Here is a 21,620-nt window from a genome sequence, read left to right as displayed (position 1 = left end):
TTTTTCTTTTCTCCGCGTTATTTTTTACGTAAACTTAGGGGAAAAGGGGGAGAGTGCGATGGCACGTTACCTTTTAATCATTGATCAAGGCACAACTAGAACCCGGGCTTCAATTATGGATCAGGCCGGGGCACTTATTGGTGCGACTGAAGTGGCAGTAGCAACTGCCACACCACAAGTAGGCTGGTTTGAACAGGATGCGTTAGAAATTTGGCGCAGTGTTCAACGGGCCATGACTGATGTGTTATTGAATACTAGTGTGAGTCCTGCTGAATTGGTTAGTATTGGAATTACTAATCAACGAGAAACGACAATCGTTTGGGATCGCAAAACTGGTCAACCAATTCACGCCGCAATTAGTTGGCGTTCCAATCAATCGGCGGCAATTGCGGCCCGAATAGCAACAAAAGCTGATCAGACCTTAGTGCAACGTAAAACAGGGCTACCCGTTAACGCTTATTTTTCAGCAAGTAAAATTCGTTGGCTCTTAGAACAAGTTCCAGGTGCGCTAGCGAAGGCCCAGACGGGGGAGCTATTATTTGGAACAGTTGATTCATGGCTAATCTGGCAGTTAACCCAAGGGGCGGCGCACGTGACGGATGTGACCAATGCTAGTCGGACGTTATTATTTGATATTCACCGGCTAAAATGGGATGCAGAATTGTTACAGTTATTTGCGTTGCCATCATCTATCCTACCAACCGTTTATCCGTCAACCAATACAACGCTGCAAACTGCCGCACCAGTTACATTTGGACGACAAATTCCAATTACCGCAATCATTGGTGATCAACAGGCATCTTTAGTTGGCCAAGATTGTTTGACCAAGGGAAAGGTAAAAACAACCTACGGAACAGGAACATTTTTAATGTTTAATACTGGAACAAAGGCGCTGGCCACGACACAAACCGAGTTATTAACGACATTGGCGTACCAAACTGCCGGTCAGATACCCACCTACGCTCTAGAAGGAACCATTTTAACGGCAGGTGCGACAATTAAATGGTTACAAGAGACACTAGCCTTTTTCGCCACTGCTGCCGAGTCGGAATATTTAGCAACTAAAAGTTCGGCCGCAACTGATTTATACATTGTGCCTGCGATTGCTGATTTAGCTTCCGTCAACGTAGCTAAAGGCGCGGTGTTTGGGTTAACCCAAACTACGAATCGTTCCCAATTGACGCGGGCAACTTGGGAGACGATGGCCTACCAAACCAGCGATTTATTAGCGACAATTCAAAAAATTACTGGCGTAAAAGCGCTTGAATTACACATGGATGGTCCGGCCGCACGTAACCGTTACCTGCAACAATTCCAAGCCGATATTTTAGGCATCCCAGTTTTACCAGCCAATGATTATCAGGATAGTGCTGCACTGGGGGCCGGCTTCCTGGCGGGGATGGCAACTGGTTACTTTGAGAATTTTAATCATTTAGAACAATTGGCCAAACAAATTAAACCAATCAGACCCCAGCTTTCCGCAAAGATTCGTCAGGAAAAATTAACTGGTTGGCAACAGGCTGTTACGGCAGCACGTAAATTTAAACCAAAGAAACGTTGATTTTAAATACTAGTTGAAAAGGTTTCTCATTTAGCATTGTATCCGCTTTGTTTTTTAAGTATAATGTAGAAAAACAAAGGGGTGAATTTCTTGAGTGAGGAAAAGAAGGTAGCAGCAGAAGATATTGATGACGTTAAGGACCAAATCCTAACGGCGCTTGAATCTGTGATTGATCCAGAACTTGGGATTGATATTGTCAATTTAGGCCTAATTTATGGGGTGGATCTTAATGAAGAAGGTTTATGCCACATTAAGATGACCTTGACAATTATGGGGTGCCCACTGTCTGATTTGTTAAATGATGAAATTACCCAAGCTTTAAATGAGGTTCCCGAGGTCAAGGATGTTGATATTGAACTTGTTTGGTACCCGGCATGGAGTGTTGATAAAATGAGTCGTTACGCACGTATTGCGTTAGGGATTCGTTAATAGATAGCAAGTGTGGAACAAAAGGTAACTGGTTTTTGAGTAGCTAGCTGTAGTTGGTTGAAAATAAATCAATTGATGGCTAACTTTCTTAAAGCTGGCCTTTCGGACCACGCTTTTTATTTGGAGGTTATTTTAATGGTACAGCCGGCAGAAAAATATATTGAAGACTTACACAAATATCGTCAAGTTTTTGCGGCCTACCCCAGTGTTAACCAACAAATTGACGGAATTTTAAGAAATATTTGGCTGTTAAAGCACGACCGCCTACCACATGAGTTAGCTTATTTAGGGGTACCAGAAAACTTTTTTGTCCAAGTCTATCCAGAGTTTATTCAAAAAAGACAGTGGACGTTATCTGAGCTAGGCCAACAAATTACTGAACTTGATCGGCTTTTGTGCGCTTACCGGGATTACCTTGAGATCCATTTTGGCATGTGGTCCCATACAACTCAGGAATTTGTTGCGGATTTGGCGCGTTTACCAGGTCGGCGGTACTTAGAGGTCATGGCGGGTAACGGCTATATTAGCGCTGGCTTGCGTCATTTAGGCCAGACGGTTTTTGCAACGGACACGTTAGATTGGGTTCACGAAAATGAAACAGGTCGTCATTTAGTGACGGAAGTTGAAGCACTGGATGCCTGTACGGCCTATAAAAAATATGTTTCGCAAATTGATTACGTTATTATGAGCTGGAGTCCTGATGGTGTTCCAATTGATTGGCAATTACTACAATTAATGCGGCAAACTAAACCGCAGTTACCCCTATTTTGTATTGGTGAACGAAATGGTTGTACAAATAGCACTATTTTTTGGCAAAACGCTAATTTTAAGACTAATGTCCAGGTAAGCAAATTGAACCGGCATTTGCCACGGCTGGATCTTGTTAAAGAGGCGCTCTTTTTAGTTCAGTAAAATTAGAAATTGATTGAGACGCTGTAAAAATTTCTTTTTAATTAATTTACTGCAAGATCTTTTGACAACCTAATGGGCACCGTTTATGCTTAATTAAGCGTAAATAAAGTAAGGATAGGTCTAACTAATATGTTTAAACGAAAATCAATGCTTGCCGTGTTGACGGCAATTCTAGCGTTTGCGGGTGTTTTTTTCTTCAGTCAAATGAACCGTGCCGATTATCAGGATATTCTGGACCGGGGCGGGTTATCAACTAATGCTTACGTTTTTAAGTCGCCAAAGCAGTCTTCAATTGTAGCGCTAAACCAAACGTTTGCGACCCAGCATGACTTAGAGAATTATCAGGTTCAGTACCAGCTGCCACATAGCAGTACAGTTTACCTCTATGGTGCTGGTAATTTTAAAACCTTACCGCTTATTTCAGGTCGTTTTTTCAACGATAGCGATTTTAAGTCGCAAATTCCGGTTGCTGTTGTCGGTAAAAAGGTGGCAAAGAAATTATACTCACCAACTGAACAAAGCTATTTAAAATACGGTAACCGGTACATTTCTGTGATCGGGGTTGTTGGTAATCGAAGCAGCAGCCATTTAGATAACCGAATTTTTATATCAACTTCAACTAAGCAAAGTTTGACGCCAACTAAAGTTAATAAATTTCGAATTGTCATTGACGGAAAGCCCTATCTAAAAAAGCGAGCAACTTTTCAATCCATTTTGGCGGCCAAAACTCCAATTCATTTAGTACCGAGTAGAACACCAATTGTCGGGGCCTCTTGGCTTGCTCGTTACTGGGGCTATGGTTTGGCGATTGTCCTTGTCTTCATCTTATTGGTTGGGGTTGCGGAGCTCGGCGTTATTGTTTCCCGGCCTGCATTGGTGACCAACGTACTGCAAGCGACAACGCGTTGGCAGATTTTTGGCCGTGAATGGCGTCAGTTTGCGGTTAGTAGTTTAGGGGGGCTATTAGTCGGTGGTATTATTGGAATGTGGCGATTATACATTTCACAGTATACTGCTTTGTGGTGGCTATTATTAGCCTTCTATCTTGTCACACAAATTTATTATGCTGGCCGGCTATATTATTATTTACGGCAACAAATCAAAAGCGGAAGGGACTAGAACGAGTGCTTTTACCAGAAGGTTTTACGCAGAAGTATCAACGATTATTAGGTGATGAATCGGTCGCTTTTTTGGCTAGCTTTAATAAAACGGGTTACAAAGGGTTTCGTTTGAATCCTTTAAAATCGCAACCTAAGCAAGTCAATTTGGACCTAACGCAGCCGATTAATTACACTCAGTGGGGCTACTTTGGTAGTGTCAACGGGCGCAGTGTTGACCACCAAGCGGGTTACGTTTATAGTCAGGAACCAAGTGCCATGTACGTGGGTGAAGTTGCTGCACCTAGGCCTGGTGAACGTGTATTGGATTTATGTGCGGCACCTGGTGGCAAGACCACTCATTTGGCCGGTTTTATGCAGCAAACTGGGTTATTAGTGAGCAACGAAATTATGCTCAAACGTGCGCGAATTCTTGCGGAAAATGTGGAACGTTTTGGCTGTCGCAACGTTGTGATTACAAATGAAACGCCAGATCATCTCGCTAAGCATTTTCCGGATTACTTTGACCGTATTTTAGTGGACGCGCCTTGTTCAGGGGAAGGTATGTTTCGTAAGGATCACAGCGCTACCCAGTACTGGACGCCAGCGTATCCGGCCGAGTGCGCTAAGCGGCAACGGGAAATTCTAACCGAGGCCGTTAAAATGCTGAAGCCAGGTGGACAATTAATTTATTCTACATGTACCTTTAGTCCAGAAGAAGACGAACAAATGATGGCGTGGTTAGTGGCGACTTATCCCGAATTTAGCTTAGTGCCAATTAAACGTGCTACCGGAATGGTGGCCGGGCGGCCTGATTGGGCGGATGGTAATCCAACTTTAAAGAATGCCGTGCGTCTGTTTCCTCATCTTTTAGCCGGGGAAGGCCATTTTATCGCTAAACTGCAAAAGGCGGGGCGGCCAGAAGTAATTGGCGTTAAACGACCACGCAAAAAGAAACGGTCCAAGTCAACTAATCAGTTGAGTAAAGAGCAGTTGGCCGTTTGGCAAGCATTTGCCCAAGAGAATCTAGATGGGATTGGTTTTAATCAATTAATTGTTTTTGGTGAGCAACTCTATGCGCTACCGCAACCTTTAAAGTTAGATCGCTTAAACGTTGTTCGGCCAGGACTACATCTCGGAACCTTCAAGGCCCACCGTTTTGAGCCGGCCTACGCGTTGGCCTTAGCTTTAGTTCCAGAACAATTTAAACAGCGGTTAACATTAACTACTTCCGATTACCAGCGTTACGTCCACGGAGACACCATTCCAAGTGAATTGGCTGGTAAGCAGTGGTTGCTTTTACTGTACCAGGGGAAAACTGTTGGTTTTGGCAAGCTTGTCAATAAAACAGTAAAAAACTTTTTCCCTAAGGGGTTACGTTTTGTCGCTGACTAATTTTGAAACGGTTAGTCACAGTAAATAAATAGGAATGTGGCCTAAAAGATAGATCCGTTATTAATTAGCGGATCTATCTTTTAGACCACGTTCCTATTTTTGATTACTTTACCGCAAGTTGGCGCTGTACAATGTAACTTTGTAATTTAGTTCCATAAATAATGGGTTTTTGGCGTAATTCTGTTAGATCATGGGCACCTAGCATGGCCATGATAGCGGTTAATTGTTCTTTCCAATCCAATAATATTTCCGTAGTGGTCTTGGGACCGTTTTTTTGTAGCAGGTGCAAAATGGTGCCAGATAAGCCCACTGCTTGGGCACCTAGTCGTAACGCCTTGATAATATCTAATGGATTACGGACACCACCGGAGGCCAGAATAGTTAGTCTATTTTGAAAGGACTGACTTTCTAAAAGTGACTCAACGGTTGATTGACCCCAACCGCGTAAGTAGTTCATATTACGTGATTTACGGCGTTCATTTTCTATTGCAATAAAATCAGTGCCCCCTGTACCAGCGACATCAATGTATTGAACGCCAACCTTTAATAATTGATTAAAGGTTTTTTTGGCCATTCCAAAACCGACTTCCTTAATAATCACTGGAACATCTAGTGCTGCAACAATTGCCTGAATTTGCTTTAACCAATGAAAGTCGCGGTCACCCTCAGGCATAACCACTTCTTGAGGTGTATTCAAGTGAATTTGTAAGGCGTCGGCCTGTAACATTGTCACAGCCTGCTTAGCAGCGTCTACGCTAGCCGTAGCACCTAAGTTGGCGAAGATTAGGCCAGTTGGGTTGGTTTCCCTTAAAATTCGAAAGGTGGCCGCTAGTTCGGGATGTCGTAGGGCGACACTTTGGGAACCAGTTGCAATTGGAACACCAAGTGTCGCTGCAATTTGGGCTAGTTGATGATTCAGCTCACCAGTTCTAGGACTCCCACCGGTCATTGCGTTGATGTAAAAAGGAAGCGGTAAGTTGAAATCAGCTAATTTGGTGGTTAGTGAAACTTCGTTAAAAGCAATCTCAGGTAAACTTTGGTGAATAAAGCGGAGTTGGTCAAAATCATTTGCCCGTTCTGGTTGATAAAATTTTTCCGCTAAAAAAACGTGTTCGTCTTTGCGGTGTGATTGTGAATTTGTCAAGGTGATTTTCCTCCAAACGCAGAACTTGAATAAGACCTAAAAAGTAGGGGCTGGGACAAAAGTGAATTTTGCCGCAGTCCCTATGTGTATTTCCAAGTATTTAATGAGAACGGATAACCAAGAAGTAATTTAAAAGACTTTTGTTACCTTCTTGGCGTATTAGGTTATAAAGTCACGTTATGCACAGCTAAATTTAATCGTTCAATGCCATTATCTACCCAATTTTGGGCCAATTTTTCCGTAGCCAGGCTTTTATCAAGGATGGCAATGCCACAATCACCGCCACCAGCACCGGAAGTTTTCGCTGCTCCGCCGAGGCCTTCAGCCAAATTACACATTTTTTGTAGAAGTGGCGTTTCAATTGAAACGTGGCTAAAGGAACTCAAGGTGTGCAATAATTTTCGGTTTTGCCGAATTTGTTGTTGAATTAAAGTTAGATCTTTAGTTTTGAAACCAACGATCATTTGTTTGATGCATTGTTTACTATTTTGAAGAAAGTTTTGGTAGTCCTGGCGCTTTTTTGCCTTTGCAATCGTGATTTTATCAACCAGTTGTGAAGTTGAGGCAGGGGAGCCAGTCCACCCAATCATTAATTTCAGGTTATCTGGAGGCGTTAATAGGTCGATATCTAGTTGCGGCCACGCCATGGCCAATAAATCGTGTAGACTGGTTTCACGGCGCATTGCTTCTAGCCAATCGCGATCAAAGGCCTGGTAAGCAATCCAACCACCGTAAACACTAGCCGCAATATCACCTAAAGAACCATTGCCCTGAACATCTAAATGGGCAATGGCGGCCAGTTTATAGAGTTTATCCTTAGTAATCGGTAATTCATAAAAATCGAGTAGGGCCTTAACTGTAGCAACAGTCACGGCGGCGGAACTACCCAAACCGTACTTTTTACCATCCTCAGAATCTAGTTCACTATTGATGTGCAAATGGTACAGGGTTAAGCGTTTGCCCATTTCTAAAGCGTAGTTTTCGGTTAAACGAATGGCGGATAAAATATAGTGAAAAGGATTATCCCGGTTATCAAATACCATTTTGTCGCCCTGACGCAACCAATAAATGGAATTTTCCTGGTACTGTTTTGAAACAATACTCCCGTAGTCCTCACTTTTTTCAATTGTAACCGTTACAAATTGATTTAGTGCAACAATAATCGCAGGTAAACCAGTCTCAACAACTGCATATTCACCCGCAATATAAAGTTTGCCAGGGGCCTGAGCCGTTATCAAACAATCATTTCCTTTCGCACCACTTGGGAGCTTTTTAATTTATGGGTGTCTTAAAAAGGTAATTAGAATTTGCTTTTTAAAGCACTGCTTAATTTAAAGATACTGAACGCCTGGGCCAGGTTTGGCAACTAATAATTGCTGTTGGTCAAAAAAGTGACCTAACCGTTCTAGAATTGCGGGCGTTTCTTTTGCCGAACAAATAACCTTGATGTTTGGCCCCGCATCCATAGTATAATAACAAGAATACCCATCCTGACGCAAGTTTTGAATAACCTGCATTGCCGTTAGAGTTTTTGGTTCAAAGTAAGTGAAAGGTGGGGTGGCACTGAGGGTTGTCGCGTGCATCTTCATTGCGTTACCTTCAGCAATCTGGCCAATTAAATTTATATCTTTTTTAAGAATTGCTTGTTTCATGCTGATTAAGTCAGTGTTAGCTGCTTTTACCCAAGCCGGGTAGTAAGGGGAAGTTGCAACGACTTCTGCCATTCCAGAACGACTGGATACGCGTTTTTGCTGATTATTTAAAACAATCGCAATCATCTGAATATCAAAGTCAACGTCTTCACTAAAGGGAACGGCCAACGAAGTCAGATCATCATGACCTTGTTGCCATTCAACGAAACCACCATAAATAGAGCGCGTAGCCGAACCAGAACCACGTCGGGCTAAGCGGGAAAGTGCCGGGCGCTCAAGTTGTAAACCAGCAGCACGGCTGGCAGCAGCAGCTAAAGCGGCAAAACCAGAAGCCGAGGAAGCTAGGCCGGCTGCCGTGGGAACGTGATTGGTTGAATCAACGTAGGCAAATTGCTGACAATGGGCTTGCTGTCGAATAAGGTCGAGAAAACGGCTAATGCGTTTTGCGGCAGGGCCGGTTAATTGCTGCTTGTCTAAGTAGATTTGATCTTGCCGTAATTTAGGTGAAAACTCAACGGTAGTGTCAGTGTAAAAGTGATCCAAAGTGAGTGATAGACTACTATTCTGCGGAATAATTAATTTCTGGTCTAACTTGCCCCAGTATTTAATTAAAGCAATATTCGTGTGAGCCCGTGCAGTAACGGCCGTCATTAATTTAGCACCTCATTTGTAGCGCTGAGATGGGCTAGTGGTTGCAACCAAGTTTGAGTAGCACCGGCCGTCGTTAAAACGTTAATTAAATGGGTTGCCGTGGTTTTATCAGGTACTAAGGCGATAATACAGCCACCACGACCACCACCAGTTAATTTAGTCCCGAGACTACCATTGTGTTGAGCCAAAAAAACGAGATGATCGATTGTATCATTACTGACACCTAGTGTTTGTAAAATTATTTGGGCGTGAGACAAGCATGTTCCCAAAGTAGTTAATTGATTATTAGCCAAGGCGTCCCGCGCAGTCACTGCAAGGGAGCCCAGTTGCTTCATAAAGACATCGGTTTCTTGAGGAAAGTCAGCAAGGCGATCACGAACAGTTGCGACTGCGGGGCCAGTTTGACCTTTCATGCCACTATCGGCGATGACCAAATAACCTGAGGCGTTAATCGATAAATTATGACTTTGTTCACCACGGACAAACCAAATTGGGGCGTGGGCACTAGTTGTTGCCGCGTCCATCCCGCTAGGATTGCCGTGGGTAACGGTCTCTGCCACGTTAGCTAATCTTAACAAGGTAGCCCGATTAAGTGGTTGTTCAAAATAAGCGTAAAGACTTCGAACGATAGCGATTGCCGCTGCGGCCGATGAACCCATGCCTCGTTCAGAGGGAATAGCGCTTTTAATTGTTAATTTAAAGTTGGCGTTTGTTTGGTTAAGCTGTTGAAGAACGGTCAAAATTAATTTTTTGACACCTGCCAAATTCTTGTAAGCACGTTGCAACGGTCCTGTATAATAATTACTGTCAATATACTGACCAGATTGAATTGGTGTTGTGCTAGCGGTTAATTGGATTGATGTTAACGGAATTACAATTGCCGGTTGACCATAAACGGCCGAATGCTCACCAATTAAGATGATTTTCGCATTGCTAACACCAATACCTTCTGCTAAAGTCATATTGCCACTCTTTTCCGTAAAATTAGTTGTTGTATAAGACAACTTAACATAAACAGTTTAAACATTGTCACAATGTTTGTAAATACTTAGTCGTAAATGCCTGAAGCGCTTTCGTTAATTTAATGGTCGATTGTGACGTCAATCTGTTAGTTTGTGTTGTTCAACTCGTCCATAAAATGCTACTATTTGATTAGAAAATTTAGAAAAGAGACTTTGGTGCAAATATGAATGAAGATAGCATTTACGCCGTTGTAGATTTGGAAACAACGGGTACCAGCGTTAAATCTGGTGACCGAATTATCCAATTTGGCTGTGTTTTAGTTCAACACCATAAAATTATTAATCGCCTAGCAACGGACGTTAATCCTGAACAACCGCTACCTAAGGTAATTACTAGCTTAACCCACCTGACGGAAACGCGTTTGCACCAAGCTCCCTTATTTGAGGACGTGGCGCCGACAATCGTTAATTTATTGCGGGGGTGTGTTTTCGTTGCCCACAATATTAATTTTGACTATCCTTTTTTAAATGCTGAATTAGTACGGGTGGGTCAGGCACCGTTAGAGCTAGAAGGCGTTGATACAGTTGATCTGGCCCAAATTCTATTACCAACGAGTACGAGCTTTAAGTTAACTGATTTAGCGCGTTATTTGAATCTAACGCACGATAATCCACACCAGGCTGATAGTGATGCACTAGTAACGGCCAAATTATTTATTACTTTAAGCAAACGACTACAGCAGTTGCCCCTCGTAACCCAACAACGTCTGGCGAAATGTTCGGCCAGTTTAACGCGAGAAACCGGCCGTTTTTTTGCATTGAGTGCTCAGCAGGCGGAACGGCACCCGCAGGCATTACCTGACTATCTCTTCATCAAGGCAGGGTTAGCCTTACGCAAAACCACCGTTCCGTTAACGCACTTAACCAACCAGCTAGGTAGTTATCCAGCAGCAGAACAAATGAAAAAGCAGTTATTTAAACCACTATTAAAGTGGCGTAAAACTCAGAGCAACATGATGGATATGATTTACACCAATTACACCCATGAGAGGCAGGGCATGTTGCTGGAGGCCGCTACTGGTTTAGGTAAATCATTGGGCTATTTACTTCCTTTTGCTTACTTAATCAGTAGTCAAAAACAGTTAGTGGTTTCAACAGCAACCACTATTTTACAGGATCAATTTGCGGATCAAACCGTTCCGCTGCTTAATCAACTATTAAAAACTGATTTACAAGTTGCAACGGTTAAGAGCGCCCGGCATTATTTAGATTTAAATAAATTTAGCCAAGTAATTGTTGTGGACGAAAAGGTTAAACAAATTCAGTTATTGAAAATGAAATTGTTAGTTTGGTTAACCATGACCCAAACTGGTGACCTAGAAGAGTTACATTTGACCACGTACCGATCACCACTTTTTGGGACTATCAGCCATCAAAGTGGCGACCAGTTTACACCGGCAATCACCTTTTACGAAGAGGATTTTTTACGCCGGCAGCAAGAGCGGCAGAAGGTTGCCGATGTCTTGGTAACTAACCACGCCTATCTAAGCCAGCACGCCACCGATTTTAAGAATCAACCTTACTTGGTTATTGATGAAGCACAGAATTTTGCCGGAGCGGCCATGCAGGCAGGAAGCCAACAATTTATTTTTGCAGCGGTTTACCAAACTATTAAAAATTTACGTAAGTTATTGAATTCTAGGCACGAAAAGAAAACTTTGCCGCCATTATTTCAGGAAGATGCCGTAGCACTCTATAATATAACCTCGCTAGATTTTGGCTTAGGTGAATTAGAAGGTCTACTGACTCAATTGCAGGAAAGCCTCTACCAAAATTTTGTGCTCAAACACGTCAAAAAAACGGCTCGTACTGGCTACCTAGAGGTCCCTTTAACTGATGGAGTACAGCTTTGGTATCAGGACTGGCAGGGCCAATTGACCAAAATTGATCAGCTATTAACTGATAATTTATTTTTGACTAGTAAAATTATTCAATCCTTTAATCGCCAGGGTGAACGCTGGTTACCACGTGATTACGCTTTGTTATTACGTTTTAGTAATGAGGCAAATCATTTAACCACTGCCCAGAAAACCTGGCAACAAATGCTAACCAATCTGCGGCTGGTTCAACCTGAGCTAAACTTGATTTGGCTATCATTACGGGATTATAGCGATAGTCGTAGCCTTAGTATTCACGTTAACCTCCTAGATGTTTCTCCCGTAATGACTGCTTTGGCGGCTAATTTTGAACCCCCTGTCTATACGGGAGCGACATTAAGCATTAAGCGTGATTTTAGTTTCTTTAAACAACAGCTTGGTTTATCCAAGACGGAATTAATTGAAAAACGTTTTGCCAGTCCTTTTCGCTATAAGCGGCAGGCACGATTATATTTAACGACGGATAGTCCAGCCATCAAGAACAGTACCCACGTCGCTTATGTGGCCTATCTTGCTTCGGCCATCTATCGCTTAACCAAAGACAATCATCGGCAGACATTAGTCTTATTTAATTCATTACAAATGATTAACGATGTTTATCACGCTTTGTTGGCAAGTGATTTAGGAAATGATCATGAACTTTTTGCCCAGGGAGTGACTGGTAGCAGAGAGCGAATTACCAAGCGCTTTCAATTAAGTCAGGGCGGTATTTTACTTGGCGCAAGTAGTTTTTGGACGGGCATTGATTTGCCAAATGAGTCTTTAGAACAGCTTATTATGACGCGCTTACCGTTTGATTCTCCCGATGGACTGTTGGCAAAGGTACGTTACCATCAGTTAGAAACGCAAAACTTGAATCCATTTATCAACGATGCGTTACCCAAGGCAACGTTACGCTTACGACAAGGTTTTGGCCGTCTAATTCGGACGAATACTGATCGTGGTGTTCTAGTAATTCTTGATAACCGGGTCTTGACAACAACTTACGGTAAAAGAATGTTAAAGGCACTTCCCACTGGGTTACCACAGATTAAGGCCGATTTGGCGGAGGTGGTTCCAGCTATTGATGCTTTTTTCAAAAATAACACTTAAATTTTTTTGAAGTCAGTAATCAGAAAATAAAATCTGCTATAATGTGAATGTATCTTTAGACTAAGAAGGAGCGGCAAATGCGAGAACAGTGGAAACGAAAACGTTGGCAACCTTACGCCTTAATTGGGTTGTTAGTGGTAATTTTGTTAAGCGGCTTTCTAGTCTTTCACGAGGCTAATAAGCCAGTGGCGACAGCTCAGGATGAGGCGGTGGGTTTAGCCAAGAAATATGCACACTTAAAAACAGTGGATCATTTTTATTGGTTTAACCGGCAAAAAAGTTATTTTACCGTAGCGGGAACAACGCAAGATAATACGCGGGTTTACGTGATTATTGCTCAAAAGGGGGGTAAGATTCGGGTCATTCATCAAGCTGATGGATTGAGCCGAAATGCTGCCTTAAAGCAAGTTTGGCAAAAGCGTTCACCGAAGAAAGTTTATAATATCAATTTAGGACTCTATCGGGGGCAACCTGCTTGGGAAGTTTCCTACCGGGAGAAAAACGGTCAATTAGGTTACGAAACACTTGCCTTTAAGAATGGCAAGCAATTGAAATTAGTCGAAAATTTATAAGGTTGGGAAGTGGCAAGTATGGCATTATCACGTAAGGTTCAACAGGTTCAGCCATCAGCAACGCTAGCCATGTCTAGTAAAACAAAGGAAATGATTGCAAAGGGGATTGACGTGATTAATCTTTCCATTGGGGAACCAGATTTTACAACGCCAAAGGCAATCGGGGATGCAGCAATTGCGGCAATTAATTCTGGCAAGGCAAGTTTTTATACACCAGCAGGTGGGCTACCTGAATTAAAGACGGCAATTCGGGCTCGAATAAAAGCAGAAGATGGCGTTGATTATCAACAAAATCAGGTAATTGTCACGGATGGTGCTAAGTTTGCGTTATTTTTAATTTTTCAAGTCATTTTGAATCCTGGTGATAATGTCTTATTGCCAGAACCATTTTGGGTAAGTTACTCGGAACAGGTTCGCTTAGCTGGTGGTCAGCCATTAGCCGTTAAGGCAAGTGGTAAGGACCATAAAGTAACGGTGGCAGATCTGGAACAGATGCGGACACCGCAAACACAGGCAATGGTCATTAATTCACCTCAGAATCCTTCCGGCCTACTTTATACGGCGGAAGAATTGCGTGAATTAGGTAACTGGGCAGTGGCACACGATATTTTAATTGTTGTCGACGATATTTACAGTAATTTGGTTTATAACGGTAACCAGTTTACGTCACTGGTTAGTTTGGGTGAAGCCATTAAAAAGCAAACACTCTTAGTGACCGGCGTTTCTAAAACTTATGCAATGACAGGTTGGCGCATTGGCTACGTTTTAGGCGATCCGCAAATTATTAAGGCCATGAACACAGTGGCTAGTCACGCAACGGGTAATCCGGCCGCAGTGAGTCAGTACGCCGCTTTGGCAGGCCTTAATGGTGATCAGAAGGATGCTGAAAAAATGCGATTAGCTTTCGAAAAGCGGCTCAATCTTCTTTACCCAAAGATTAAGAGCTTACCGGGCTTTGAAATTGAGACTAAGCCACAGGGTGCTTTCTACATTTTTCCTAAAGTTAAACAGGCGGTTGCTCAATGTGGTTATTCAACAACTGAGGAATTTGTTGAAGCCTTACTTGAGGAAGCTCACGTTGCAGTAGTATCCGGGCGTTCTTTCGGTCAACCCGATTACATTCGTATCAGTTACGCAACGGATCAGGCGTCATTAGATGAAGCCTACAAACGAATCAGAGCTTTTTTGGAAACAAAAAGTAAGTAATAACAGAGTTAGGGGAATTTTAAATGGTTGAACAGATTAGTATTATTGACGCCAAGGAACACGTCAATGAACAAGTTAAAATTGGCGCTTGGTTAACGGATAAACGCTCAAGTGGTAAGATCGCTTTTCTACAATTACGTGACGGGACAGCCTATTTCCAAGGTGTTTTAGTCAAAAGTGCGGTTTCTGAAGAAATTTTTCAGCTGGCTAAGGAACTCCATCAAGAAGCGAGTCTGTGGATCTATGGTGAAATCCATCAGGATAAGCGCTCTAAATTTGGCTATGAAATTGAAATTTCTAACTTGGAATTAGTTGGGGAAAGTCATGATTATCCAATTACGCCAAAGGAACACGGTGTCGATTTTTTGATGGATCACCGGCATCTGTGGCTACGTTCGACACGACCTCACGCCATTTTAAAGATTCGTAACGAGGTCATTCGGGCAACTTATCAATTTTATAACGATCGGGAATTCACTAAGATCGATGCACCAATTCTAACGGGTAGTGCACCTGAAGGAACCACTGAACTATTTCATACTGAATATTTTGGTCGGGATGCCTATCTATCTCAAAGTGGGCAATTGTATGAAGAAGCTGGAGCCATGGCGTTTGGTAAAGTCTTTTCGTTTGGGCCAACTTTTCGTGCTGAAGAATCTAAAACCCGCCGGCATTTAATTGAATTTTGGATGATTGAACCAGAAATGGCCTTTATGCACCAAGAAGAAAGTTTAAAAATTCAAGAAGAATACGTCGCCTATTTGGTTCAAAGCGTTTTGGATCATTGTGACTATGAACTGGATGTTTTAGGCCGGGATAAGGAAGTTCTACGGCGTTACACTAAGTTGCCTTATAATCGAATTACGTATGATGAAGCAATTAAAATGTTGCAAAAGGGTGGACTTGACGTTGACTGGGGCCTTGATTTTGGCTCGCCAGAAGAGACTTATTTGGCCGACCAGTTTGAACAACCTGTTTTCGTTTTAAACTACCCGAAGGCAATCAAACCGTTTTACATGAAGCCCCATCCAACACGGGATGATGTCGTCATTTGTGCCGATTTATTAGCGCCAGAAGGTTATGGTGAGATTATTGGTGGTAGTGAGCGTGCTACTGACTACAATTATTTATTAGAGCAGATTAAGGCTGCCGGGCTTGATCCAAAAGAATATGAATGGTACCTCGATTTACGCAAATACGGTAGTGTGCCACATTCTGGTTTTGGACTTGGTCTTGAGCGCGCAATTGTCTGGATTTGTGGCATTGACCATGTACGCGAGGCAATTCCGTTCCCTAGGTTGTTAAATCGAATTTACCCGTAAGCTTTTAGTCAGCTGAATTGATTTTTAGTTAGATAATTTATAAAATACAGGCGCGAAGCAAAAGATCGTTTATTTTAGCGTAATGGTGGATAAAAGAAAGAATTTTGTTATCTTTTATCAGGCACGCTAGTTAATCCTTTTGGTTCGCGTTCTTTGGACAATTAAAAAAGGATGAAAAAATATGGCAGAGGCCAACTTTATGCATCAATTTATTAATGCTGGCGAAACGGCAATTTCTAATTTGTTGTTAGCTCATTTTCACGAACTTGGTCTGACTAACGATGAATTTTTACTTTATTTGCAACTGGAAAGTTTTCATTCTGGTGGCAATGATTTTCCAGATATGACGGTAATTGCTGATCGCTTGCACTTGGCAACTTCGCAAGTTTATCAAATGTTGCACCGGCTGATTCAAAAAAAGGTTCTGGAAATTCAGACCTCGCAAGATAAATCAGGCCGTAGTCAAGATCATTACGATTTTTCGTTACTGTATGATAAATTAGCCACTTTATCATTACAACAAACGCAGCAAGTTGCCACTGCAAAAAAAGATGATAGTCGGCAGAAATTATTTGAAGCGATTGAAGCCGAGTTTGGCCGGCCACTGTCACCAATTGAATTGGAAACGATTGGCGCCTGGCTGGATGAAGATCACTATCAACCTGAGGTAATCGAATTAGCACTAAGGGAAGCCGTTTTGAATCAAGCTTATAGTCTTAAGTATATGGATAGAATTTTATTAAGCTGGGAACGAAAGCACTTGACAACTAAACAGCAGATTCAACAGGAGAAACAGAAACGAACGCAACGGGAGCCAAACACGAAGCAATCAGCCAGTACTACTAACAATGGGCCACAAATTCCGATGTATAATTGGGCCGATCCAGATGAGCAATCTGGGCCAAAGGAATAGGGGGTGAACCTGTGGTGTTATCCAAAACTAAAACACAGTATGCTGTTAAAGTGATGGGAGAAATGTTTCCTGATGCCCAGCCATCGTTACGTGCGGCAAGTCCGTTTCAATATTTAGTTTCGGTCATGTTGAGCGCGCAGGCAACGGATATTTCAGTTAATAAAGTAACCCCACAACTCTTTAAACATTTTCCGACGGCGATTGAAATGGCTGCGGCGACCGAAATGGCCATTCAGCAAGATATTCATTCAATTGGCTTGTACCGAAATAAGGCGAAACATATAAAGGCGACTAGTCAGGCGCTTTTGGTTGATTTTGCGGGTGTTGTGCCGAACAATCGGCAAGATTTAATGAGCTTACCGGGTGTTGGTCGAAAAACTGCCGATGTGGTTTTGGCCGACGCATTTGCTGAACCAGCGTTTGCTGTGGATACACACGTTGAACGGGTGACCAAGCGTTTACACATGGTTCCGCAAAAGGCGTCTGTTCTAGAAGTTGAGCAGTTGATGATGCAAAAACTACCTAAAGAAAAGTGGATTACGGCCCACCACCGAATGATTTATTTCGGCCGCTATCAGTGTCTTGCGCGGGCACCAAAGTGTGCGACGTGCCCGTTACTATCTATTTGCCTGGCCGGGCAACAGCGCTTGGCCAAGGAGAAATAAGTTCCATCCGTTATTGTTGTTTCTAAATAACCAAAAAGGAAGCTAAACCCCTAAATTGGGTCTAGCTTCCCTTTTGGTTATTTTATTGCTGCGAATTAGTTTCCGGTTGTGTTACCGAAGCAGTGTTTTGTTCGGCACTGCTTTCAGATTGTGCCGGCTGGGAACTACTTTCAGCGGGACTTGATTGACTACTAGATTCAGAAGAACTACTACTTTCTGTGCTGCTACTTTCAGGTTGACTACTGGATTCCGCAGAACTGCTACTAGAGCTGGATGGTTGCTCACTTGAAGAAGACGAGCTCATAAAGCTGCTGCTGTAGCCACTACTGCTACTATGACTGACGCTTTTAGACGTTTTCTTAGGTTGGGTACCGCGAACAAAGAGTTCCTTGGTAATCTTGCTACTACTTGTTCCAGATCCCGCAATTTGGGCCGGATTGGAGCCCTTGAGAATATTTTCAGTAATGACACTACTTGGTTTACTCCAGTCGCTATTTGAAGCCCCTGTACTGCTCATGGCGTAGGACATTAGCGACTGATAGATACTACCCGCAATTCGTTGATCAGTGGCATCTAAGCCGTGTTGTTGCGGTTGATCATAGCCTGTCCAAACAGAGATTGCGTAGTCAGGAGTATAGCCAGTAAACCAAGAATCCTTCGACATACTGCTAGAAATATTTGTATTATTTTGTAATTCGGCCGTTGAATAGTTCGTTGTGCCTGTTTTGCCGGCTTGGTGGACACCGCTAATACTAGCGTTAGTCCCAGTACCGTCAGTGATGACATCCTTTAGCATATCGGTAATCATGTAGGCCGTTGATTTCTTCATTGCCCGTTTACCTGAGGCATCAAATGAGAGTGTTGTTCCATCAGGTTTTTCAACCTTATTAATTAGGTAAGGTTTGTAATAGGTACCACCGTTAGCAAAGGCAGCGTAGGCCGCAGATTCTTGTAAGGAAGAAACCTCAGCTCCAATTGCGTTTTGTAGCGTTAAGGGCTGTTTAGGGGTAATACCAAGTCCCTTTAGGAATTCACCGCCACGGTTGACACCAACTTTGGCAAGGGTTCGGACAGCAGGAACATTTCTTGATTGTGCTAAAGCCGTTCGCATTGAAATTTGGCCCATGTATTTAAAGTCCCAATCATTTAATTGAATATTAGTACCAGGATAAACGTACTTTGTATCATTAATTTGTTGGTAGGTTGAGTAATTTAAATATTCAATTGCTGGGCCATAATCTAACATTGGCTTCATCGTTGACCCGTTACTACGACTAGTTTGGGCGGCGCGGTTTAAGCCGAGTTGAACGTCGCCTTGTTTACGCCCACCAATCATGGCCATGACTTTACCATTTTTTACGTTTGTCATCGTAACGCCAGTTTGAAGTAAATCATCAGGAAAATTAACGTAATCATTAGAATTAACAATATCGTACAAACGTTTTTGAACATCCATATTTAAATTTGTGTGAATCTTTAGGCCGCTAGTATAGGGGTTAAGGCCAGTTTTGCGCTTAACCTCTGCGATAACTTGACTGACGTAGGCATCGATTGTTGGATCACTTTCGCTTTTTTCACTAGCCTGTGCTTGTGCCTGTGTTTTCAGGCCATCCGTAATCGGGGTGTTTTTAGCCTGATTAGCCTGTTGCTGGGTTAACTTTTTATTTTCCACCATTGATTGAAGAACGGTGTCCCGCCGGTTTTTGGCTGCAGTGGGATTAACGAAAGGATCATAGGTCGTTGGTGCCTGGGGCATGCCTGCAATTAAGGCCAATTGTGGCAAGCTCAGTTGGCTAAGTGACTTACCGTAATAGTAATCGGCAGCAGTGCCCATTCCGTAAACGCCGTTGGCCAGGTAAACTTTGTTTAAGTAAAATTCAAGAATTTGATCCTTAGAGTAGGTACGGTCAACCTTTAGTGCAAGCCATGCTTCTTGGGCCTTCCGCTTCAAGGTTTGATCAGAAGACTTAGTAGAGAAGACGGATAACTTAACTAATTGTTGGGTTAAAGTACTACCGCCTTGTAAACCACTTTCTCCCCGGGCATTAGAAAATGCTGCCCCAACAATCCGGGCTGGATCGATCCCAATATTAGTATAAAAATGGCGGTCCTCAGTAGACACAACAGCGTCCTTTAAGGTTTGGGGAATTTGGTTACCACTGACATAAGTTCGATTTTCTAGGCCAAGTGTTTTAATCTCATTGCCACTACTGTCATAAATGACTGATGAAGATTTACTAGATAACTTAGCAGTGGTTACTTTTGGTGCGCTCATTGCGTAATAAGTGAATAAACCACCACCAAGTAGTATAACGACGACCACAATAGCGATTAGCCAAAGAAAAATCCGTCTAAAGTAGTGTGGCCTTTTCGGTTTTTGTCGTGAGTTACGGGCGACCCGTGAATTATTAGTTGCCATAATGGACTCCTTTACGTGATTCAAGATAATGAATGAGTTGTTCAACCGCGCTAAGATATGGGATTAGCGGATTTAAAGCGTAATGAATTTCAAAGCCTTCAGTCTCAATTGTGTTTAGTGGAATTGATTTCCGACCTTGGGCAGTTTCTTGTGTATCCCACGCACGAATTAATGGTGTAGCTGGGTAAACGAATAGCCGCTTTAATGACACAAAGCGAATAATCACAAAACAAATACCGTCCTGCCGTAAACAGTGGCGCATATGTTCAATTTGATGTTGGTGAAAGTTCTTTAATGGAAAACTAGCTTTATTTTTGGTTTCCTTAGCTTCGAAATCCAGATAGTAGCCTTTGTAAACACCATTATAATCAGTTGTTGAAGGTTTACGAAAGTAAGCTTCCTTAATGACAGCCGCACTTCTTTTTGGATAATCAACTTTGACAATTTGAATTGGTAATGGCTTTTTATAAATAACGGCGATGTCGTGAGCTAGGTAATAACGATTGCTTTCATTTATTTCTTCTTCTAACGACATACCACGATTGTCAAAACGGACTTCTTGGTTTTTGGGTTGCTTTTTTGGATTGTCTTTGGCATCATTTAAGTAAAGCTTGCCATTAGGATAATGAAATGGCATTTTTATCACACTCCTAGAGCTTTATTATAGCAATTGCGCCGGCCTTTTTAAACTTAATTGAGGAAGTGTTAGTCATGCGTGTTTGGGTAAGCGGCTACCGAAGCTATGAACTAGGTATTTTTGATCAGCATGACAAAAAGTTAAAAGTTATTAAAGAAGCGTTAAGACAATCTTTGGAACAATTACTGGATGAAGGCCTAGACTGGCTGATAACAGGCGGTCAGCTAGGTGTCGAGCAGTGGTCGCTTGAGGTTGCAGCGGGGCTCCAAAAGGATTATCCTGAATTGCGAACAGCTTTAATGGAGCCATTTGCCGATTTCGGAAAAAATTGGAACGAAGCGAACCAAACAAATTTGGCAGTCGTTAAAAGTAAAGCAACGTTTAGTGCCGCAGTGAGCGATAAGCCGTACCATTCGCCACAGCAACTCCGTAATTATCAAGCATTCATGTTAGGCCACACTGACCAAGCGCTATTTATTTACGATCCACAGGCGCCGGCAAAGTTACACTACACAATCGAAGCAATTCAGCGATTTCAGGAGACCCATGACTACCGTTTAGTCACGATTGATTTTGATACTTTGCAGGAAGTTGCGGATAATTTGGCAAATGATGAAGAAAATGGTTTTCAAGCGGAATAAACTTTGCTATACTTAGTAACAGTCATGTTAACGACAGCGTACAATGAGGTGTACATCTAATGGAAAATCTTAATTTTACGACCCAAGATATTCTGCAAAAGGAATTCAAAAACAAGATGCGGGGTTATGATCCCACAGAAGTAGATGAATTTTTGGATTCAGTGATTAAAGACTACGAGTCTTATCAAGCAGAAGCTGAAAAATTACAAAGTGATAATCAAAGATTACGAGCAAAAAACGATGAATTGAATAAACAGGTAACTGTTAATAAGGATGTTCAGAGTGCTCAGCCTAATCCAACTGTAACCAATTTCGATATTTTGAAACGGTTATCTAATTTGGAACGACATGTCTTTGGCGCAAAGTTGGATGACAATAATCAAGATGGTCCGCGTAAGTTAAATAGTTAACCA

19 protein-coding genes are annotated in these 21,620 nt (G+C 42.4%); 13 read left to right on the top strand and 6 right to left on the bottom strand.

The window, feature by feature from the left end:
• Positions 1-58 precede the first annotated feature (58 nt).
• From EKM98_RS07100 to EKM98_RS07080, 5 genes are all read left to right on the top strand, one after another.
• On the top strand, positions 59-1,561 hold the full coding sequence (locus EKM98_RS07100; protein WP_125981611.1) for an FGGY family carbohydrate kinase: 1,503 nt from the start codon (positions 59-61) through the stop codon (positions 1,559-1,561).
• Positions 1,562-1,651: 90 nt separating this feature from the next.
• A complete protein-coding gene (locus EKM98_RS07095) occupies positions 1,652-1,990 on the top strand; it encodes a metal-sulfur cluster assembly factor (protein ID WP_068224319.1) in 339 nt (112 codons plus the stop codon).
• Positions 1,991-2,125: 135 nt separating this feature from the next.
• On the top strand, positions 2,126-2,902 hold the full coding sequence (locus EKM98_RS07090) for a class I SAM-dependent methyltransferase (RefSeq protein ID WP_125981609.1): 777 nt from the start codon (positions 2,126-2,128) through the stop codon (positions 2,900-2,902).
• A 129-nt stretch (positions 2,903-3,031) separates the two neighbouring features.
• A complete protein-coding gene (locus EKM98_RS07085) occupies positions 3,032-4,021 on the top strand; it encodes an ABC transporter permease (protein ID WP_125981607.1) in 990 nt (329 codons plus the stop codon).
• Between the two features lie 5 nt (positions 4,022-4,026).
• Entirely contained in the window at positions 4,027-5,394 is a 1,368-nt protein-coding gene (locus EKM98_RS07080; protein ID WP_125981605.1) for an RsmF rRNA methyltransferase first C-terminal domain-containing protein, read from the top strand.
• 103 nt (positions 5,395-5,497) lie between these two features.
• Here the strand turns inward: EKM98_RS07080 and fni are convergent, their stop codons facing one another.
• The 4 genes from fni to mvk all read right to left on the bottom strand — a co-directional run bounded on the left by fni (position 5,498) and on the right by mvk (position 9,803).
• On the bottom strand, positions 5,498-6,544 hold the full coding sequence (gene fni / locus EKM98_RS07075; protein WP_125981603.1) for a type 2 isopentenyl-diphosphate Delta-isomerase: 1,047 nt from the start codon (positions 6,542-6,544) through the stop codon (positions 5,498-5,500).
• A 158-nt stretch (positions 6,545-6,702) separates the two neighbouring features.
• Positions 6,703-7,776, bottom strand: coding sequence for a phosphomevalonate kinase (locus tag EKM98_RS07070; protein ID WP_125981601.1), 1,074 nt, complete (start codon positions 7,774-7,776; stop codon positions 6,703-6,705).
• 93 nt (positions 7,777-7,869) lie between these two features.
• Positions 7,870-8,841 (bottom strand): diphosphomevalonate decarboxylase, encoded by a 972-nt coding sequence (gene mvaD, locus EKM98_RS07065; RefSeq protein ID WP_125981599.1) that lies wholly within the window; start codon positions 8,839-8,841, stop codon positions 7,870-7,872.
• Positions 8,841-9,803, bottom strand: a complete 963-nt coding sequence (gene mvk, locus EKM98_RS07060; protein ID WP_125981597.1) for a mevalonate kinase — start codon at positions 9,801-9,803, stop codon at positions 8,841-8,843. Before mvk ends, mvaD begins: the two co-directional genes overlap by 1 nt.
• A 224-nt stretch (positions 9,804-10,027) precedes the next feature.
• Here mvk and EKM98_RS07055 point away from each other — a divergent pair, with 224 nt between their 5' ends.
• The 6 genes from EKM98_RS07055 to nth all read left to right on the top strand — a co-directional run bounded on the left by EKM98_RS07055 (position 10,028) and on the right by nth (position 17,510).
• Positions 10,028-12,832 carry a helicase C-terminal domain-containing protein gene (locus EKM98_RS07055; RefSeq protein ID WP_125981595.1) on the top strand — a complete coding sequence of 935 codons (2,805 nt, stop codon included), beginning with the start codon at positions 10,028-10,030 and terminating at the stop codon, positions 12,830-12,832.
• Positions 12,833-12,909: 77 nt separating this feature from the next.
• Complete coding sequence (locus EKM98_RS07050; protein WP_125981593.1) at positions 12,910-13,404, top strand: cell wall elongation regulator TseB-like domain-containing protein; 495 nt, start codon at positions 12,910-12,912, stop codon at positions 13,402-13,404.
• 18 nt (positions 13,405-13,422) lie between these two features.
• Complete coding sequence (locus EKM98_RS07045; RefSeq protein ID WP_125981591.1) at positions 13,423-14,610, top strand: pyridoxal phosphate-dependent aminotransferase; 1,188 nt, start codon at positions 13,423-13,425, stop codon at positions 14,608-14,610.
• Positions 14,611-14,633: 23 nt separating this feature from the next.
• Entirely contained in the window at positions 14,634-15,932 is a 1,299-nt protein-coding gene (gene asnS / locus EKM98_RS07040) for an asparagine--tRNA ligase (protein ID WP_125981589.1), read from the top strand.
• A 181-nt stretch (positions 15,933-16,113) separates the two neighbouring features.
• Positions 16,114-16,845 (top strand): DnaD domain-containing protein, encoded by a 732-nt coding sequence (locus tag EKM98_RS07035; RefSeq protein WP_125981587.1) that lies wholly within the window; start codon positions 16,114-16,116, stop codon positions 16,843-16,845.
• A 14-nt stretch (positions 16,846-16,859) separates the two neighbouring features.
• Positions 16,860-17,510 carry an endonuclease III gene (gene nth, locus EKM98_RS07030; RefSeq protein WP_125981621.1) on the top strand — a complete coding sequence of 217 codons (651 nt, stop codon included), beginning with the start codon at positions 16,860-16,862 and terminating at the stop codon, positions 17,508-17,510.
• Between the two features lie 82 nt (positions 17,511-17,592).
• On the opposite strand, the gene EKM98_RS07025 is transcribed toward nth, so the two are convergent.
• Positions 17,593-19,929: a PBP1A family penicillin-binding protein gene (locus tag EKM98_RS07025; protein ID WP_125981585.1), complete on the bottom strand. Its 2,337-nt coding sequence runs from the start codon at positions 19,927-19,929 to the stop codon at positions 17,593-17,595.
• Positions 19,919-20,566 carry a Holliday junction resolvase RecU gene (recU, locus tag EKM98_RS07020; protein ID WP_125981583.1) on the bottom strand — a complete coding sequence of 216 codons (648 nt, stop codon included), beginning with the start codon at positions 20,564-20,566 and terminating at the stop codon, positions 19,919-19,921. Before recU ends, EKM98_RS07025 begins: the two co-directional genes overlap by 11 nt.
• Positions 20,567-20,640: 74 nt before the next feature.
• Here recU and EKM98_RS07015 point away from each other — a divergent pair, with 74 nt between their 5' ends.
• Entirely contained in the window at positions 20,641-21,207 is a 567-nt protein-coding gene (locus EKM98_RS07015; protein ID WP_125981581.1) for a DUF1273 domain-containing protein, read from the top strand.
• A 59-nt stretch (positions 21,208-21,266) separates the two neighbouring features.
• Positions 21,267-21,617: a cell division regulator GpsB gene (gene gpsB, locus EKM98_RS07010; RefSeq protein ID WP_068224275.1), complete on the top strand. Its 351-nt coding sequence runs from the start codon at positions 21,267-21,269 to the stop codon at positions 21,615-21,617.
• The last annotated feature ends 3 nt before the right edge of the window (positions 21,618-21,620 follow it).

The sequence above is a fragment of the Loigolactobacillus iwatensis genome (assembly GCF_003950295.1).
Classification (GTDB): domain Bacteria; phylum Bacillota; class Bacilli; order Lactobacillales; family Lactobacillaceae; genus Loigolactobacillus; species Loigolactobacillus iwatensis.
Note: the sequence above shows the minus strand (reverse complement) of the source record. Positions and strands in the feature narration are given on the sequence as shown.